19 protein-coding genes are annotated in these 17,668 nt (G+C 54.2%); 2 read left to right on the forward strand and 17 right to left on the reverse strand.

Features of this window, described 5'->3' with window-relative positions:
• Positions 1-239 precede the first annotated feature (239 nt).
• Together BQ7483_RS04585 and BQ7483_RS04590 are read right to left on the reverse strand one after the other, a co-directional pair.
• Positions 240-1,346, reverse strand: coding sequence for a tyrosine-type recombinase/integrase (locus tag BQ7483_RS04585; protein ID WP_072545023.1), 1,107 nt, complete (start codon positions 1,344-1,346; stop codon positions 240-242).
• Positions 1,347-1,477: 131 nt separating this feature from the next.
• On the reverse strand, positions 1,478-2,089 hold the full coding sequence (locus tag BQ7483_RS04590; RefSeq protein WP_072545025.1) for a TetR/AcrR family transcriptional regulator: 612 nt from the start codon (positions 2,087-2,089) through the stop codon (positions 1,478-1,480).
• A gap of 546 nt (positions 2,090-2,635) precedes the next feature.
• Between BQ7483_RS04590 and BQ7483_RS17865 the strand changes: the two genes are divergently transcribed.
• Together BQ7483_RS17865 and BQ7483_RS04595 are read left to right on the forward strand one after the other, a co-directional pair.
• Positions 2,636-2,803 (forward strand): hypothetical protein, encoded by a 168-nt coding sequence (locus BQ7483_RS17865; RefSeq protein WP_013616539.1) that lies wholly within the window; start codon positions 2,636-2,638, stop codon positions 2,801-2,803.
• 2 nt (positions 2,804-2,805) lie between these two features.
• Positions 2,806-3,405, forward strand: coding sequence for a GNAT family N-acetyltransferase (locus BQ7483_RS04595; RefSeq protein WP_072545027.1), 600 nt, complete (start codon positions 2,806-2,808; stop codon positions 3,403-3,405).
• Between the two features lie 59 nt (positions 3,406-3,464).
• On the opposite strand, the gene BQ7483_RS04600 is transcribed toward BQ7483_RS04595, so the two are convergent.
• Genes BQ7483_RS04600 through BQ7483_RS04670 form a run of 15 tightly spaced genes read right to left on the reverse strand, consistent with a single transcriptional unit; the run spans position 3,465 to position 17,668 of the window.
• Complete coding sequence (locus BQ7483_RS04600) at positions 3,465-4,001, reverse strand: glycoside hydrolase family protein (RefSeq protein ID WP_072545029.1); 537 nt, start codon at positions 3,999-4,001, stop codon at positions 3,465-3,467.
• Entirely contained in the window at positions 3,998-6,184 is a 2,187-nt protein-coding gene (locus BQ7483_RS04605; protein WP_013616542.1) for a type IV secretory system conjugative DNA transfer family protein, read from the reverse strand. The genes BQ7483_RS04600 and BQ7483_RS04605 overlap by 4 nt, the downstream gene beginning before the upstream one ends.
• A gap of 15 nt (positions 6,185-6,199) precedes the next feature.
• Positions 6,200-6,931, reverse strand: a complete 732-nt coding sequence (locus BQ7483_RS04610) for a DNA-directed RNA polymerase subunit alpha C-terminal domain-containing protein (RefSeq protein ID WP_072545031.1) — start codon at positions 6,929-6,931, stop codon at positions 6,200-6,202.
• 13 nt (positions 6,932-6,944) lie between these two features.
• Positions 6,945-7,607: an Lcl C-terminal domain-containing protein gene (locus tag BQ7483_RS04615; protein ID WP_013616544.1), complete on the reverse strand. Its 663-nt coding sequence runs from the start codon at positions 7,605-7,607 to the stop codon at positions 6,945-6,947.
• 34 nt (positions 7,608-7,641) lie between these two features.
• On the reverse strand, positions 7,642-8,181 hold the full coding sequence (locus BQ7483_RS04620) for a hypothetical protein (RefSeq protein ID WP_013616545.1): 540 nt from the start codon (positions 8,179-8,181) through the stop codon (positions 7,642-7,644).
• A gap of 43 nt (positions 8,182-8,224) precedes the next feature.
• Positions 8,225-9,061: a conjugative transposon protein TraN gene (gene traN, locus BQ7483_RS04625; RefSeq protein ID WP_418793546.1), complete on the reverse strand. Its 837-nt coding sequence runs from the start codon at positions 9,059-9,061 to the stop codon at positions 8,225-8,227.
• Between the two features lie 27 nt (positions 9,062-9,088).
• Complete coding sequence (locus tag BQ7483_RS04630; RefSeq protein ID WP_072545033.1) at positions 9,089-9,877, reverse strand: DNA-methyltransferase; 789 nt, start codon at positions 9,875-9,877, stop codon at positions 9,089-9,091.
• 11 nt (positions 9,878-9,888) lie between these two features.
• Positions 9,889-11,034, reverse strand: coding sequence for a conjugative transposon protein TraM (traM, locus tag BQ7483_RS04635; RefSeq protein WP_072545035.1), 1,146 nt, complete (start codon positions 11,032-11,034; stop codon positions 9,889-9,891).
• A gap of 2 nt (positions 11,035-11,036) precedes the next feature.
• Complete coding sequence (locus tag BQ7483_RS04640) at positions 11,037-11,393, reverse strand: hypothetical protein (RefSeq protein ID WP_072545037.1); 357 nt, start codon at positions 11,391-11,393, stop codon at positions 11,037-11,039.
• A gap of 13 nt (positions 11,394-11,406) precedes the next feature.
• Positions 11,407-12,021, reverse strand: coding sequence for a conjugative transposon protein TraK (gene traK, locus BQ7483_RS04645; protein WP_013616550.1), 615 nt, complete (start codon positions 12,019-12,021; stop codon positions 11,407-11,409).
• Positions 12,012-12,422, reverse strand: a complete 411-nt coding sequence (locus BQ7483_RS04650) for a hypothetical protein (RefSeq protein ID WP_013616551.1) — start codon at positions 12,420-12,422, stop codon at positions 12,012-12,014. Before BQ7483_RS04650 ends, traK begins: the two co-directional genes overlap by 10 nt.
• Before the next feature lie 50 nt (positions 12,423-12,472).
• Positions 12,473-13,606: a hypothetical protein gene (locus BQ7483_RS04655; RefSeq protein WP_072545039.1), complete on the reverse strand. Its 1,134-nt coding sequence runs from the start codon at positions 13,604-13,606 to the stop codon at positions 12,473-12,475.
• 13 nt (positions 13,607-13,619) lie between these two features.
• Positions 13,620-14,384 (reverse strand): DUF5045 domain-containing protein, encoded by a 765-nt coding sequence (locus tag BQ7483_RS04660; RefSeq protein ID WP_072545426.1) that lies wholly within the window; start codon positions 14,382-14,384, stop codon positions 13,620-13,622.
• Positions 14,385-14,408: 24 nt separating this feature from the next.
• Complete coding sequence (locus tag BQ7483_RS04665; RefSeq protein WP_072545041.1) at positions 14,409-15,134, reverse strand: hypothetical protein; 726 nt, start codon at positions 15,132-15,134, stop codon at positions 14,409-14,411.
• Positions 15,131-17,668, reverse strand: a complete 2,538-nt coding sequence (locus BQ7483_RS04670; protein WP_204246002.1) for a hypothetical protein — start codon at positions 17,666-17,668, stop codon at positions 15,131-15,133. Before BQ7483_RS04670 ends, BQ7483_RS04665 begins: the two co-directional genes overlap by 4 nt.

Consider the following 17,668-nt stretch of genomic DNA (forward strand, 5'->3'; position numbering starts at 1 on the left):
CGGTTGAAAAAGTCCGCCAAGCGATATGTGCTTTCCCGGGAACTACACCTTCCTATGTAATCTATCAAATCAATCATTCACTACCGTTATTTTTTTACATTTGTTTATTTGTTTGTAAGTTGCTGTATATTAGTTGTTTTAATTTGCCTTGAATTTGTTTATAAATACACCTGTAGGTATAGGATATTTCGATAACCGACACCCGGCAGGTGTGTTTCCTGATCTCTAATAGCCGCACCCTACGAATCATCCAGCGAATCAAGCGGATTTGGGATTTTAGCTTTGTGTGCATTCGATGTATGAAGATATATGGCTGTAGTCTTTATGTCGTTGTGTCCCAACAGTTCCTGTATCGTGTGCAAGTCTGTCCCTTGTTCCAAAAGGTGTGTGGCAAACGAGTGGCGGAGCATGTGTACATGCACTCGGTGCTTGATGCCCGCACGTTGTGCGGCTTCTTTCAGCACTTTCACCAATGCGCTTGCCGAGTACGGTTGTCCGGGCGTTTCGCCCTCAAACAGCCATTTCTTCGGTCGGTATTCACGGAAGTACTGCCGCAGCTCTTCCAGCAGTTTGGGCGAAAGCAGCGAGTAGCGGCATTTCTTGCCCTTACCCATGATACGCACGGACATCATTTCGCTGTTGATGTCTTTTGGTGTGAGGTTCAGCAATTCACTACGCCGCAATCCGGCTGAATAAACCAAGGAAATCATGCAGTGATGCTTGATGTTAGACAGTTGGTCGAGGATGCGTTTTATCTCGTTCTTGCTCAATACTTCCGGGACGGTCTTGTATTCTTTGGCTCGTGTGATGCCGCCGTAATACTGCCGTTTCCCGCCTTTCACCTGCTCGTAGTAGAACTTGATGGCGTTGATGCGCATATTCTGCTGTGAAACAGAAATTTTCTTTTCGTTTACAAGATAAAGAATGTACCTGTTGATGTCCGCCACTTTCAGGCGGTCGATGTTGCGCCCTTTGTGGTACTCCACGAAGTCGCTGAAATAAGCCCGGTAGGTCTTTATGGTGGATGGGCTGTAGCGTTTCTGTTCCAGCAGTTCCAGATAGCCTTCCGGCAGCGTGTATTCCCTCTTGGGTCTGGGATGCCGCACATATACCCGGCTGTAATCAATATAGGCATGGGGAGAATAGCGGTCGTAGAAATCCGACAGCTTGAAAACAGCAGCCGCCATGCAAGCGGAATCCTTGCCGGTCATTTCCACGCCTGTATCCTGGGCGAGCAGCAGGGGGATTGCCCCGTTTCCTGCATACTCTATCCGGACATAATCCACACCATCCTTTTCTTCCTTGTGAAGAACGATGCTTCCTCTTTGCCTCTGAGCCTTGTCCATGTCGTCGAAAGATTAATCATAAGCGCAAATATAGGAAAAGGATTGCAAAAACAAACCAGTTGGTCTGTTTTATTGTGTTAAAACACCTAATTTTAGATGATATGCGGGTGTGAGCGGGCGGAAAATCGGTTTCAGGCTTTCAACAAGGAGTAAATAAAATGCAGTTTCTTCCTCAGTTGTTTGATATTCAGACCTTGAAAAAATGATTGTTCAAAAGAGGTGCCGAAAAAGACTTGCCAGAACATTGAGGCCGTTTCTTCCACATCCAGGTCCTGACGCATTTCCCCGTTTTCTTTTGCCTTTTGGATGGCGGTCTCCCACAGCTGGAGATTCTGCTCGAATATGTTGGCCAGCTTTTTCTCTACATTCGGATAATTTAATCGCACTTGCATCAGCAGATGGTAGTAGTAGAAATTGAAGCAGCACCCGTTGGGATTGTTGCCGTCGTTAAGCATGTGCACAAGGCGGTTCATGGTATTTTCCACACCTTCTACATATTGGTCGATAAACTCCGAAAACGAACCTCCCGTGAATTTGAACTTGTTTTCCAACTGCTGGGTGTTGAATACGTATTTGTCCACTACTGCAACAAACAGGTCAAGTTTGAGAGGGAAATAATAAATCAGTCCGGCTTTTGACAACCCACAGGCTTTGGCTATTTCCATTTGGCTTGCTTTTTCGTAATTCATTTTGGCGAATACCCGTAATGCATTTTCCAATACTTCTTCCTTGTTGGTAAACATACTTCTTCTGTTATTTTGCTTTCTGTAACAAAGATATGTATTTGAAACCATCTCACAATGGTTTTAATCTTTTTTTTGTATGGCTGATTATCGTTTTTTTTGGGAGTATGATTAAAAAAAAGTCTCGGCACACATCTTTCTATTTGCAAAACTCGAATCTGCCTTTCGATATGCGGAGTAATGATAGTTGGCCCGCTCATGACAGTTTTCCCATGATTCTGGAAAATAGAAACAAACTGGATGTGGACGGATATTGTTTCCCCCGATTTCCTTCCGGTTCAAAGATATGGAGGCTGCGGGTATGATAAGAAAAGAGGGAACAGAATATTTGCACCTCCACAGGAAGAAAAAGATGGTAATCCCATCATGCTGTCCATCCATTGATGGATAGGCAAACATATTCATCATGTTCACATTCTTTTGTATAGTAATGAATTAAACAGATATGGCGCATTTTGTATTGAATCAAACGTTTAAACGGTTAAAGTCAGCATACTTTTTTGTGGAATAATAATAAAGTAGTACCTTTGCATAAAATATACGATTATGGCCATAACGATTAAGAACATCCCGGTTTTGGAAGGTGCTACGGCAGAGGATTTTGTGCGTAGTGCTGACAAGAATGCTGTAAAGGCAACGCCCCGTTTGTCGGCTACAGCCAAGAAACGGTTACAGAAAGTATTAGAGAAATCCCGTTCATTCCGTTTCAATTAAGCATGGACGAGATTTCCTTGTATGATGATTGCGTCATGCTTGCCTGCAATAAAGAGGTGCGTGATAATTGTCTCTCTTTCAGTTGTGGCGTGGACGACCTTGATGATTTTTTCATCAATGATGCCGATTTGTATGCGGAAGAATTGTTGGGGAAGACTTATTGTTGGGTGACGACGGAAGCCCCGCACCGTATTGTGGCGTTGTTCACATTGTCGAATGACAGTATCAAGACCAAGCTGATGCCCTCCAATGACAAAAACCGCTTCCAACGCAACATCGTCAATCCCAAGAGAGGACGCAGCTACCCGGCCGTGTTGATTGGCAGATTGGGGGTTAATCGTGATTTTCAAAACTCACCGAGCCATGTCGGTCGACAGTTGATGTCTTTTATCAAGGACTGGTTCCGACATGAGGACAACAAGACCGGATGCCGCTTTATCGTGGTGGATGCCTACAATGAGGACAAGGTGCTTCGCTATTATGAAAAAAATGGCTTTGTCCCCCTGTACAAGACAGAGGAAATAGAAAAGCAATACTATGATATTCCGCAGGACGAACATCTGAAAACCCGCTTGCTGTATTTTGATTTGAAAAAGAAATAGAGCACCTTGGCGGATATGGTTTCCGATGTCCTTACTGGAAAAAGGTTTCAGCGACACGCCTATTTCTCAAAAAGCAGCATATATTCCACCTTCCTTCTTTTCTCTATGCTCGGAATTACCCGGCCTTTGTAACACCGGAAAGAAATGTACTCCTTGTAAATGTCCCTGTTCCCAGCCTCCAGTTTTTGTATGAGCCTGCTTTTGGGCAGGTCTTTGCTGCCTAACAGACGGTAGGCTCCCACCTGGTAGGCGAGGCAGGAAAGCAGCGTCGAATCACGCCCGAACCGGCGGAACAGGCGGCACAGCTTCATCAGGTCGGCCCGCAGGATGGAATCGCCCTGCGCCCGGGTGATGTTGTTGGTAAGCCGCTCGCCGGGGAGCACATGGTGTCCCCAGCCCACATAGGGCCAGTGCTTCTTCTCGCCATGCCAGCCTTCATGGTATTTCGTGCATAGGATGGCCCTCTCCAGCGGAGGAAGCCGGTACAGGGACAGAGCGGCGGATGGTGTTCCTCCTCCGTGCTTTCCCTGCCCGTACAGGGCCGCCGCTGCGCACAGGAGCAGCACGACGGCCGTTGTCGTTCTTGCATGTCTCATTTCGCCCCCCGTTTGTTCAACACGTCCTTTATCATCTCCTTTACGTCCTGGCCTACCTGCACGAAGTTCTTGTACAGGATGCGCTCCCGTTCCTCCCTCGACGGGAAGGTGTAGAACTTCGGCAGGGGCACATACCCGGCTTCCTCTTTCTTTATCTCCCTCATGTCGAAATCGGTCTTGCAGAAGAATTTCGTGGTCTTGAACTCCTCCGCTTCCTGTATGTTCATCGAGCCGCCTGCACCGGTCTTGGTCTTGGTGAAGTCCCTCGCCGTCTGGCCGCAGATCCAGCCGGTTGCCATGTCGGAGATTTTCGAGGCGGGAACCAGGCTGTCCATGTTCTCGTTGAGATTGATGGAGGTCTTGTCGCGGTCTATGGTTACGCCCTTCTTTATCTGTACCACCTTGCCGAAGATGTCGTTGCTCAGCCATTCCAGGGTCTCCTTGCTTCGGGCAGAACCGCTCACCACGTTGCCTACGGTAGTGATGATTTTCTCCATGCCCACCTTGCCGTAGTCGGCTTCCAGCTGCGGCAGTTCCTGAAAGCCCAATGCCACGCTCACCTTGTTGCTTCGGGCCGTTCCTATCAGGCGGTCTATCTTGTGGAAGTACAGGGTCGGAAGCTCGTCCACGATGATGCTCACGGGGATGTTCTTGCCTTGTCCGGTGTTCACACGGGTTACAAGGCGGTTCAGGATAAGGGCGTTCAGGGCGCCGATGATGCTCTCCATTTCCGGGTCGTTGGCGATGAGCAGGTAGCTCGGATTCTTCGGGTCGCTCACTTTCAGGTCGAAGTCGTCACCGTCCTTGTGGAATATCCAGTACGATTCCTTGGTCGCCAGGCGCGAGGTATAGACACGCAACGTTCCAATCATACCTTCCAACTGTTCCATCGCTTTGTTCTTGAAGGCGGTCTGGAACGGACCGAGCAGCGGTGCCACCTCGTTGTCGGTCTCCAATACTTCGAAGATGGTCTGGTAGCTCTCATTCAGGAACGACAGGATGTGCGGCATGTCGCTGTACTTGCCCAACCAGTAGGCGGGTTCCACAATGTTCCCGTCCTTGCGGTCGCGCACTACGCCCGTCGGCTTCCAGAACTTCGTCTCCGGGTCCTGCCGCTTCTCCGCATACAGCTTGTTTCCGTCCTTGTCGTAAGGCTCTTTCTCGTAGTTCACGAAGAAGTAGATACACGCGGCGAGGAAGTTCACCGCCGAAGTCTGGAAGAACTGGTCGCTGCCGCCGCCTCCCTCTTTCTTGCCTTTCTGCAGGGATTCCAGCAGGGTTTCCGCCGTCTCGCTCGCCGCTGCAAGGTTGTTGATGTACTTCGACTGGATGGGGTTCACCCTCCGGCTGTATTCCACATCCACGAAGTTGATGATGTTGAACTTGCAGCCTTGTGGCAGCTTGCCCAGCTTCTGGTTCTTCCTGTAATGATAGTACAGCTTGGTCGCCAAAGTGGGGAACTTATAGTCATACACGACCATCACGAAGCCCTTGGCGGAATGTTGCCTGATGAACGGCTCGATGATGGAGAAGGTCTTTCCGCTTCCCGGCGTGCCGACCACCCATGTACCTCTGAAAGGGTTGCTGATGTTCACCCAACCCTTACGGAACTTGCCCTTGTAGTAATAGCGCATCGGAATGTTCACGCTGTAGTTGTTCTCCACTTTTTCCTCACATTGTTCGAAGCTCTCGTTCTCGAAGTTGAAGCGGTCTTTCATCAGCCCGTCCTTGATGTATTTCGAGATATTGTCAAGTGCCACATGAACCAGTATCACGCCTGCAAGGGAGGCTGCCATATAGAGGATGATGTGTACGGGCAGCGTGTACAGCTGCATCCCCATCGGGTGGCCGAACAGCCATACGGAGAGGACGAGCAGTGCAAGGCCCGCCGTCAGGGGCAGGACGACCTGACGCTTGGCGTTGAACTCCAGATGTTTCTTGTTCCGCGTGCCGATACAGGTGATGCAGATCAGCAGGACGGTCGCCAGCTTGCTGTACACGAGATGCCCGTCGCTGTATATCGCCCACCGCTTGATACGTCCGTGCAGGTCGGCGAGGATGCCGCCCCAGTCCCCGAATACGGAGGGGTCGAAGGCATACTCGAAAAACTCCAGCAGCACGGACACATAGACCGCCGCGCGGAATATCCGGTAAAATCCCTGTAACTCCTTGCTTTCTTCCATAAGCCTGTCTGTCTTTTAGTCCGTTTTTCTGCGATACCAGCGGTTATCCACCCGGATAACGTCCATGTCAAGATATGCGCCGTTCTCGTTCAGTTTGGTCTTTATCCGCTCGACGGTTGCCGGGCCGATTCCCCATATTTCCATGAGGTACTGCTCGTCACGACGCACCAGGTCGCCTACATATCTTAACCCGTATGCGGTGAGGTGGTTCTGCGCCGATGGCTGGATGCCCAAGCTGAATAGCGGCTGCGAGAGGTAAGGTATTTCTTCCGCCGGTTTGTTCTCCACGGCAATCTCCAAGCCTTCCTTGATTCTTCTCAGGGTGTCGATGCGCTGCTCCAGCTCGACGACGGCCTGTCCGTCCTGCACTATGGCATTCCGCAGGCGGGCTGCCTTCTCCGTCAGGTCGGCATTGCTCCGCATCAGTTCGTCGTGGGTTCTCGCCAGGGACAGGTTCTCCCGGTCAAGCTCGTCCCGTCTGTATTCCAGCGAATCGACGGTATCCTGCAGTTGCCCTGCACGGTATTGCAGGGCGGAACATTTTTCATTGTCGGAGGCTATTTCACCCGACAGGGTTTCCAATCTCCTGACCTGAAGCTCAAGGCTGTCGTGGATAGAAAGAAGTGTATCCGCAAGTTCGTTCATCCGCTGGCGGCGGGATTTTCCCCGTGCGCATCGGTAAAGGATGACCAGTGCCGATACCATCAGCACCAGTCCGATAAGCATAGTAATATCCAATGTTTCCATATTGTTGTTATTTTTAGTTGTTCAAGGTAATGATGGGCCTTATCCGGTGTGCCTGTGTCTTCGGGGTCTCCTGCATGGCTCCGCTGCCTATCGAGTAGAGCCACGCTTTGGCGGTCTGTTGCCCCTCTACTTCCGTCGAGGTCCAGTACCAGCAGTCGCCTGTGCTGTCTGTGGGCAAGATGTCTCCGCCGCATTTTTCCAGTACGGGATTGACGACCTCCCGTGCCGCATACAGCAGGCGCATCTCCGCCACCGAGGGGATGTATGCGCTCTGTCCGTAGCACCACAGGTCGAATACCGCTTCCGCCATCGGCGAGGCGGTCTCCCGGGTGTCATATAGGGCAAAGGTGTTCGTGTTCCCGTCGAATGCTTCCGTGTCGGCGGATGTTCCTTGCTCCACGCCCAGAGTGTCCGCAAAGGCTTTGGGAGCGATGTCCCACAGATAGACGGCACGACCGTTCTCTTCTGTGTCGCCGTGCTTGCCGGTGTCGAATACGATGGCCACGGCCCGCTTGCCGGAAGTTTGGTACAACTCGTAGGAAAGGACCGTGCCGTCGTCGCAGAGGACATGTCCGGGCCGTACCGTCATGTCCGGAGTCTCGATGTGTGCGTCGCAGGCGGCCAGAGTTAAGACTGCCGCCACCGCAATGATGATATGTATCTTGTTTATTGTCATCTGTTCATATTTTTATTTTCCCTCATTTCATCAGTTATTTTACCGGCAGTTTCACGCCGAGCACGACACCTGCCCGCAGCAGGTCGGCTCCCTTTATCATCACGTCGCCCTTCGCCTGCCAGAAGAACACCCATCCCGACCGCAGCACATAGTTGTGTTCGTAGCCGAGGTGGATGCCGCCGAGGAATCTCTTCGTGTCACTGCCGCCCGATGCCCCGATGCGCAGGTTGCCGTAGTGGTTCCTGCCGCGTACCACGCAGGGCTTGTAGGCCACGCCGAAGCCGTAGGTGCGGTAGTTCCGCCAGAACGATTCCGGGCAGATATGCCCGCACGTCTCACAGTCTTTCCATTGCAGGTAGCCGTTAGCGAAGAACTCCCAGGCATTGTTGTAGTTCGTCTCATGTTCGTAGGCAAGGGTCAGATCCATGCCGTTCCGGTACAGCAGCCCGGCTCCGAGCGAGAGCCGTCCGGTGTTCCGCTGTGCCGAAGCTGTTACAGACAAGGTGAACACGGCCACCGCCAAGGCAAGCAGTCTGTTTCTTGTCCTTCCCTTATTTTTCAATGCTTCACTCATCATTTCCAATTCTTAATTCGTCACTCTTAATTCTTCATTGACATCATTCCTCCTCCAATAGCGATTGGTCAAACGAATCGGCGGCAAGCACGTCCTCGTAGTCGATGTGCAGGCTGATGTTGCGCCCGCTGATCTGTTTCTCCGTCATCTCGATGGTCAGCACCTTGTCGTTGGGGAAGGTCATCTTCTTGACGACTATCACATTGCGGTAGCCCCGCTTGAATGATTTTCCCGGTTCCAGCACCATTGCCGGAGTCAGCTCAATGACCTGCGAATTGGTTGCTTTCGACACCTTCTTGTCAGCGAGCTTCACACGGATTTCATCGATGTCAAACCGGATATGGGTCTTGTTCTCTATCGAGAAGTCGATGAAGAAGTAGTCGCCGGCCGCATAGATGTTGTTCAGCCGCATGGTCAGGCGGTGTGCCTTGCTCGCCACGTTCCGTATCTTGGCCGGGGAGTTCCAGATGCGTCTGGCCAGTCCGGTCATCTCCGCTGTGGACATGGAGACGGTGGGATTGTGGTAGGCTTCCCGTTCCGCAGGCAGTATCTCCTTGTCGGTCACGGCTTCCTTCAGCCGGGTAGTATAGAGTAGCGCGTACTGCGTGCGGTAGCGTTCCGTCACGATGGTGACGATGGCGAGCACTTCGCCGTCCTCGTGTCCGGCCTCCTTGGGCTTCAGGCGGATAATGTTGTCCAATGGCTGGTCACCCGCCACCTTGTCGGTGGAGATGTCCACCAGTCGGACGGGTTCCGATGCCGTGATGACGGTCGTCACCTGCTCGTTCACGGTGAGCAGCTCCATTTCCTCGTAGGTTTTCTGGGCTTTTGCCTCGTATGCGGCGCACAGTCCGGCCGCAAGGAGAAACAGGCCCGTCATTCGATGTCTGTTCATGTCTATGCTTTTTTATTGTTTATTCCCGTTGTTCATTCTTTCCCTCTGTTCGCCTTCCTCCCGTATTCGCTGCTCGGCAATTTCGCAATAACTCTTGTCGATTTCGAAGCCGATGTAGTGCCGGCCTGTCCGCAGGGCGGCGATGGCGGTCGTCCCGGAGCCGATGCAGTTGTCCAACACGAGGTCGCCCTCGTCTGTGTAGGTCCGTATCAGGTATTCTATCAGGGCTACTGGCTTCTGTGTGGGGTGGTAGAAGGCTCCCTTGCAGTGTTCCTTGGGTACGGATACTACCGATGTCGGGTATTTGTCATCGGCTATGCGCACTGGGGCGAGCTTCATGCCACCGTAGCAGCGGTTGGTGAAACCTTCCGTCTTGCGGCGGTCATGGTTCCGTTTTTCGGGCGGGCACGGGGTCATCTGTGGGTGGTACACCGGCAGTTTCCGGTAGAACACCACGATGTCCTCATGCTGGCGCATGGGCATCCGGTTGGCGTTCAGGTGGCCGCTCACCCTGTCCTTGTGCCAGACGAGGTTGTATCTCCACAGCTTGGGCTGTGACAATACCAGTTCCGCCGTGAACATGCCTTGTGCGAACAGGATGATGGGGCTGTCCGGCTTGGTGATTCTCAGGTACTGCTCCCATAAGGGTGCAAGCGGGATTTTTTGGTCCCACCGGGCAGCCCCGTTCTGCCGGTTCAGCACGCCGTAAGGCAGATCCGCAATCACGGCATCGACGCTTCGGTCGGCTATCTGCTTCATCCCTTCCAGGCAGTCCATGTGGTATATCTTGTCTTGCTCCATTTTCGTCTTGTCTATTGTTTCTGGTTTCCGTTTACTAAATACACGAAGGTGCCGTACTTCAGTTTGACCTTGTTCTTCTTGATGGCCTTGCTGATGGCGTTGCTCGTTTTCTGGTAGGCGTTCTGCACGGCCTGCATTCCCCATTGGGCGAGGTTGTTGCCATAGCCGCCGGTGTTCATGCTCAGGTTGCCCGACATGGCGCTGCTGGCCACGTCCTTGCTCGTCTCCCGGAACTGGCTTTCCGGCACATACAGTCCTTCCAGCCCGTCGGTGTCGTACAGCGAGAGGCTGACCTTGACCAGCTTGTCACCCACGAGGATGCTGCTGATGCTGCCTTTCACCCTTCCGGAGGAAAAGCCGCTGACCGTGGCATACAGGTAGGTGCCCTTTCGGAGGGTGCTTCCGTCTATCTCCACATCGTCCAGCAGGCGCAGCCGCACACGCGAGCCGTCCACGGCCTTGATGTCCTCGTCGATGATGGCCTGGATGAGCTTCGGCTCATCGCTGCTGCGGTCGAGCGTGTGGAAGTAGTCCGAGGATGCCTTGGCTTTCTTCACCACCTCGCTGGCCTTGTCATTCTCACCGGGAGTTTTCACGGCACGGCTGTCCTCGTCGATGCGGCCCTCTGCCTGCGGTTCCACTGGTGGTACCTCTGTTTGGGCCGTGTCCTCTTTTGCCGGCGGGGTCACTTCCTGCTGTCCGCGCAGCCTGGCTTCGGCAAGGGCTTTCTCCAGTTCCGCGAGGGCTTCTTCTTCCCGTTTCTTGGCGTCGGCAGCTTCCGCCGCCATACTCTTTTCCTGTTCGACTTCTCCGAGCAGGGCGATGTCGTCATCGGTGTATTTCGATTCATATTCTTCCTTGTTTTCATCGGGTTCGTCCCTTTCAATGTTGTCCACGGCGGTATAGTCCTGTATCCGGCCCCATGATTTTGTCATGTTCTCGTACTTGCTGCCTATGCCGTCCCCGTTCTTAAGGGTGGCTTCCGGAAGTTCCGGGTTCAGGAACTCGGTGGTCTGCAGCGTGGTGTCCTGCACTTCGGCCTTTTCGGTGCGGAACAGGTCGAAGATGAAGTACGACGCGCCGAGCAGCGGCAGGTAGAGGATGGCCGGAAGCATGTACTTCGGTTGCCTGAAATTGATTTTCTCCAATATGCTCATCGTCATTGTTCTTTTGGTGGTTGTACATACAGCTCGGATGACCGGTGCCTTTCCCGCAGGATGCTGTCCTGCATCTCGGTGGCTGTCCGCTTTACGGGTTGACGGTGGTACACGACGGTCAGCCGGTAGATGTTCCATGCCAGCCCTGCGGCGACGAAGGCAAATACGATGACAAGGAACAGGGTGCGGTGCACGTTGGCAAAGCCCTGCACCTTGGCGGCCGCCTTGTCTATCCGGGTCGCCTTGGCGAACCTGCGCCCGGCATTCACCTCCCGCTCGTAGCGTTCCTTGTATTTCGGGTCGTTCCTGTCCGGCATCTTCTCGCCGAGCAGCATGCGTCTGAATCCTTTGATGTTCATGGTCGTTCCTCCTTTAATAGTTGTTCTTTGTCTTCTGCTCGATGTCCTTGTTCAGCAGCGTGCGCCAGTTCACGATGAGCAGCCCGTGCGGGTTGTTCTCCGTGCGCGGCACCCGTTTGAGCTGTCCGGCTGTGACCAGTTCGCGCATCAGGATGTTGCTCCGGCGTTCGATGCGCTGCCGTCCGTAGTAGGTGAACTCCATTTTGGCTGCATCGAATCGGATGCTGTCGCAGAAGATGGAGAACACCGCGCTCGTTCCGAGAATGTTGCTGTAGAAACCTTTCTCTTTGAGCGTATTATATTGTGCCAGTCCGGTCTCGTCCACCAGGTACATGGCCTTCTCCATCGTGTAACGGATGTACTTGTCATCCGGCGCAAGGGTGAAAAAGTAATGGTGGAACATTTCGACATGGCTCTTGGCCTCGACATCGAGCGTTTCGTCCATCGTGGTCTGGCTGACTAATATCGGCACGTTGCCGTCCAGCACATAGACTTTCTTGTGCGCGTCCGCGACCATTGTCCGGGCAGTCCAGATGCTCGACACGCTGATGATGACGCATCCCACAAGGAAAGCCGTGCAGACGATGCCTGTCAGCCTGATTTTGTTCTCCAGATTCTTTATGACCATTGCCTGCCTCTTTTTTCGCTGTTCAACCTACGTACATATTCGTCATGCAGCATGGGGATGATGCAGTCCTGCAGCTCGTCCAGCAGAGGGTCGAAATGTTCGGAGAAGACATGGGTGTAATGCCCCTGCATGAACACATGCACGAACACCCACCAGATGCCGCGTCTGCGCTTGTGCGGGTTCCTGCAAAGCCTTGCCAGATGCAGGCGGTAGGCGAGGTATTCCACAAGGGGCGAGATGTACCGGTCGTCACACTCGAAACCTTCGTCGAGTTCCTCGTACTTCCGGTCAAGCGTATGGTTCTCCGGCACTTCCGTAATCTCTTCCTGCATCCGTTTCTCGGCATACCGGCGGAAATTCTCGTCCGCCAGCCATTTCTCGATTCTTTTCTTGGTTTTCATATCCTTTTTGTTTTATGATTGATGATAGTTCTTAATGGGTCAGAGTTTCCTTATCGCGTCATGGTTCCGATGGCGCCCGTGGCTGTCATCTTCGCCTGTTGTGCCACGCCCTCACCGAAGTTACGGGTCGAGAAGGCGGTGTCTCCCTCCGGTATCATCCATGCGGCCAAATCCGGCACAAGGTTCAGGCATTTCAATGCCACGATGCTCGCCGCCATCAGGTAGCCGGCGGAGAAGAACGAGTTCTGCAGGTAGGCGGCCATCGTCTGCTCGCTCGCCGTTATCGCCGTCAGGTTCTCCACCTGGATGCACAGCACGATGTCGAACAGGAGCAATACGTAGAAGCCCACGAAGTAGAGCATCGCCCCGTAGAAGTGTACCGTCAGATACCTCGTGAGCCACTTCGCCCACGCGCCTTCCCATTTGGGCAGCAGGCTGAAAGCCCACTGTATTGGCCCGAATATCGTCAGCATCCCCAGCAGGATCTGCTGGCAGTATATCGTCGCCCACCACCCGATACGGAACACCACAAGGGCGATGAGCATGATGATTTTGTCGATGCCCACGACGATGCCGGAGGTCAGCGAGGTGAACCACAGCTTGGCCGCGTCTTTCTCCATGCTGGTCACTTCGTCCACGCCGGTCTGTTCCATCGTGGCCTCTATCAGGTTCGGGTCGGATGTTCCGGTATGGGCCACGTCCGCCTGCGCCTGTAGGCTGGTGTACATCGTGTCCCTGACAAAGATGAGTTCCTGCGCTTCCTCGAACTTGTCGCTGATTTGCGCGGCTTCCGCCTGGTAGAGGTCGTGGGTGTACGAGCCGATGCAGTTGGGGATGTAGGACAGGAAGTCCAGGAAGCACCAGTTGCTGCCGCTGCCTGCCATGCCCGTGTCTGCCGGGGGATACCACCAGCAGAGGACCAATGACACGGCCAGCGGCCTGAACAGTTTCATCACGTCCAGAGGCTCGTGCTTGACCATCATCTTGTAGGCCATGCCCGCCGTCATGATGATGGCGAACAGGGCGGCGAGTGCCATGCACATCTGCAGGATCCACCAGAATGGCCCTTGCGCCCCGGTAAACGTGGCATCGGTCAGAAACTCGTTGGTCTGAAAGATGACATCATCTATTTCCTCTTCCAGAAGGTCTATGCCGAAATTCGATAGGATATTTCCGTCTGCCATTTCCGTTTCTTTTTTAGTTCCTGTTCACGGTTTCTTCTCCGTCGCTTCCTCCGCTGCCGCCACCCGTCTGCGAGCCACGCACGGCAAACCGGGATTCGTTCCACCGCTCCACGGCATCGCGCAGGATGCTTCCTTTGTCGATAGGCTGTGCTTCTTCTGCGTTCAGCAGTCCCTCCGTCACGGTGGCGTTCTGTTTCCGGGCGAGGTAGAGGACAAGCGTCCCGTTCTGCCGGGCCACATCCTCGCTGATGCGCAGGTACTCTTTCTTCCGCTGGGCGTTGGGCATGTAGGCATCCTTGGTGGCGTTGATGGCGCACTGGTACACCTGATAATATTCTTCCCAACGTTCCCGTTCGTCCGGCGTGCCGCCACACAGGAGGATGCGGTCGATGTTGCGCCGGAAGCGTTCCATCTGTCCGTTCACCTTGTCGCCCTCAGCGAGCCAGGCCAGATCCACCTGCCTGTCGGCCACGTTCAATGCCTCGACAGCGGCCCGTTTGACCAGTGCCGAGTCGATGGCTTCCGCCTCGTCCGTCTGGTTGTAGAGGTTCACTCCGGCCAGCGTCCGGAACGACAGCTTGTTCTTCGCCGCCGCCGTCTTCTTGTACTTGTTGTGCAGCAGCGTGTAGTAGATTTCCGGGGTGAATGCCCCGGTGCCGGTTTCCATCACGGTAATCTGGTTCTGCTTGGGCGAGTCGTGGTTGTAGGTCACATACTGCGCATGGGCGGCATGTGCCGTCAGGACTGCCGCCGCAAGAAGTGTCATTGTTCGTTTCATGTGCATATCCTTTTTCTTTTTTCGTTAATAATCCAGTCTTCCGGCACCGCGCCAGCGGCCAAAGGCTCCGTCGATGATTTCCTGACGGCTGCGTGCCTGGTATATCTTTTCTTTCCAGTAGCCGATGCGTACCTGTATGTATCGCCATGTCTCCATATAGGCACGGTTCAGGTGCCGCTCGATGTCGTCGAGAGAGCCGTTGATGGCTTCCATGACCATCAGCAGGTCGGAAGTCGAGCAGGCAGCCGCTCCGGTGGCGTACAGCACAAGGTCGTTGAGCGACTTGTACAACTGTTCCCCGTCATTGGCGATGTCTTCTATCGCTTTCTTGTTTATCGTGAGTATCAGGAGGTCTTCCGGCTCGGCCTTTCCGCGCTTCAGCACCTTGTCGTTGAACTCGGTCAGCATCTCCTTGTAATCGCCGATGCGGTCGCTCACAGTCGTATAGGTGTCCTTGGCGTTCAGCACCGTCCGCAGGGACTGGTACATCACGTCGATGACATCAAAGGCGCGTGTGTACCGGTCAAGGTCCACGTTCAGCTCCTTGTATTCCACGGTAGCGTCCTTGCTGTACTCGTGCAGCAGCTTGTTGCTGTATTCCAGGGTGGAACGTGCCAGCAGCAGGCTGCGCTGTTTCTTGTGGTCGTTGATGTAGGCTTCCACCGATACGATGTCGAAAGTCCATTGGGCTTTGGCGACATACGGCAGAAGAGCCAGCAGCAGGAAGGTCAAAGTCAGTCTCTGTCTCATCTTACGTCCTCCTTTCTGCCGTTCCCGTTGCGCAGGTTACGGGCATTTTCCACCCACCGTTCGTGGCATTCTTCCACAAGCGTGAGCCTGCGTCCTTCATCCGTGTCCAGTTCGGGCAGCACATCCTTCAACAGGTCGATGATGCTGTACTTGTAATGCATCATCTTCTCCAGCGACACGAGGTCGGCGTAGATTCTCGTGAGGCGGGTGTCCACCTCACGGGCGATTTCAAGGCGGTCGCTCGACCATAGCAGGTGGTACACATCGCCCGTAGGCGTGTCTTCCATCGGCGGCGTACTGGCATATTCGGTAGTAATCTTGCAGGAGGGGTATTCCCTCGCTATCTCCGCGATACGGTCGTTCACTTGCTTGGCCTTTTCCGCGTCCGACAGGTTCGGGTCGAGCGTCAGAACATCGGCCACATGGGTGTCGGTGTATTCCGTGGTCAGTTCCCATGTTATCTGCAGGATGGCACGGTGTATCTTGATGCCGAGGAAGTATTTGGGCTTCCTCGCGATCGAAAGGGTCGCCTTGAAGGTGATGACGCCGTTGATGTCCGTCATGGTGGCCTTGCGCACGAAGGTGTAACCGTTCCATGCTCCGCCGTCCTGCCACGTCAGGTTGTAGGCGGTCTTGCAGTCCTGCATGATGGCCGGGATGCGGTAGTAGTCGTCCGTCGCCACGGCATTGTCGCCGGCAGCCTCCGATTTTGCGTTTTCGTAGTCTGCCAGTTTTTGCTGCCACTCAGCCAATTCGCTCTTCAGTTCCTGTATCCGGGTCTGGTTGGCGTTGTACTGCTGCCGGTAAACGGCGGCGTCTTCCACGCTCGATTCGGAAATCTTCTTCAGCAGGGCGGCGTTCTCATCCTCCAGAGCCTTTATCTGCGACTGGAGGGCGGCGACCTGGTTCTCGGCTTCCTGTACCATCCCGTCCAGTTCCGAGGTGTCCAGTTCATTGTCCGTCACGGTGGTCTGCATGGCGCAGTCTTTTGAATGGCTGTTCAGCGAACTGCCGCACTTGCGGCATTTGTATTGGGTCGAACCCTGTCCGAGGGTCGCGCCGTCGGAACAGGTCACGCTGATGGTCACGCTCTCACAGCCCTGCAGTTTGGCGGCGTCCGTCGCCTGGTAGTAGTTCCGGGCGTCGGAGGCGATGTAATAGGTATAGCCTTCCTCGTTCTCGTTGATTTCCGACAGGCGGGCGTTGAGCTGCGCCTTGAAGGTGTTCAGGTCCATCGAATAAGAGTCAAATACATCCTCATAGATGACTTCCTCCCGGTTCCAGCTCTGGGTCACGTGGATTTCGTAGGCGTATGCCTTCTTAGTCTGTTTCCCGCCACGGCTGATGACATAGGCCTTCTGGCTGTAACGGATGGAGTAAGTGAAGCCGTCGTTTTGGTTGTTCAACTGCTGCACCCGGTCGCGCGACCATCCGGCATACCGCTCCGAGTTGGAGAGGGCCTGCTCGCGCTGCGAGGCGTTGGGATAGAACCCGGCGTCGGTGGTCTCGAAACGGGTCCATTCGCCGCCGTTCAGGATGCTGTTGTCGTCCGTGGGCGGATAATAGTCGCACAGCGACACGCTGCCTTGTTCCCGGCGGGCGATGTACCACCGCTGGGTGTAGTAATTCCCGGCGGCTTCGTCCATGTAGTCGGTAATCCACGAGGTCAGGTCGTAGTTGCTGAAGTCGAACAGCCCGGCCACATTCTCCGGACCGCCCACCATGTCGAGCAGGAGCCGTCCGGCATCCTGTTCCGCAGCTTCGTACAAGTAGCTGTAATGGTCATACAGGTGGAATATCTCTTCCACCTTGCCGTTCATCAGGTCATGGAACGAGCTGGTCTGCAGCAGGGCGTCGCCGATATTCCCGATGCCCGCCGTGGCCAGCCCCACACCCATGTTGTACAAATTGTCGAGGTCGCTCTGCAGGTTTTCTTTCGTGAAGTTGCCCGGTATGCGGGCCAGGTCGTCCAGCATCCGCTGCCAGTCAATGTTTCCCAGTTCGCTGAGCCGCAGCAGGGAGGCGAACTCTTCCTTGATTTCGAGAAAAGCCACGTCGGAAAAAGTCAGCGTGCTGTTGGTCACGATGCTCTCGAACTGCATGCACAGGCTCTTGGTGTCGTCGCACACTTTCATCAGGTAGCTGCCCCAGTAGAGGGCTGTCTGCGGGGATTGCAGCATCATCTTGGCCACCACCCAGATCTTCGGTATGATTTTCCGGGCGACCATGTTGTAGATACGGCGGTAATAGTAGTTTTCCGTGCTGCTGCTCCAGATACCGAGTTCGGACAGGGCCTTGTGTTCAAGGAATTTCGACGAGAAGATGCCGGCGGCGGCGACCTCCGCAGCCGTGTAGTGCTTGAGGATGTCGTCCACCTGCTCCCGGTAATAACTCTCGGCGACCGTCTCCGTACCGAAGGCGGCGGCCATCGCCGCCACGGTGCGTGTGTCGTAGTTCACGCTGTAATACTGGGCGTGGACATGCTGCACGGTGGCGAGCGACAAGAGCATTAGTATGAACGACAGCCGTTTCAT

The organism is Mediterranea massiliensis, from assembly GCF_900128475.1.
In the GTDB taxonomy this organism is placed as follows: Bacteria; Bacteroidota; Bacteroidia; order Bacteroidales; family Bacteroidaceae; genus Bacteroides; species Bacteroides massiliensis_E.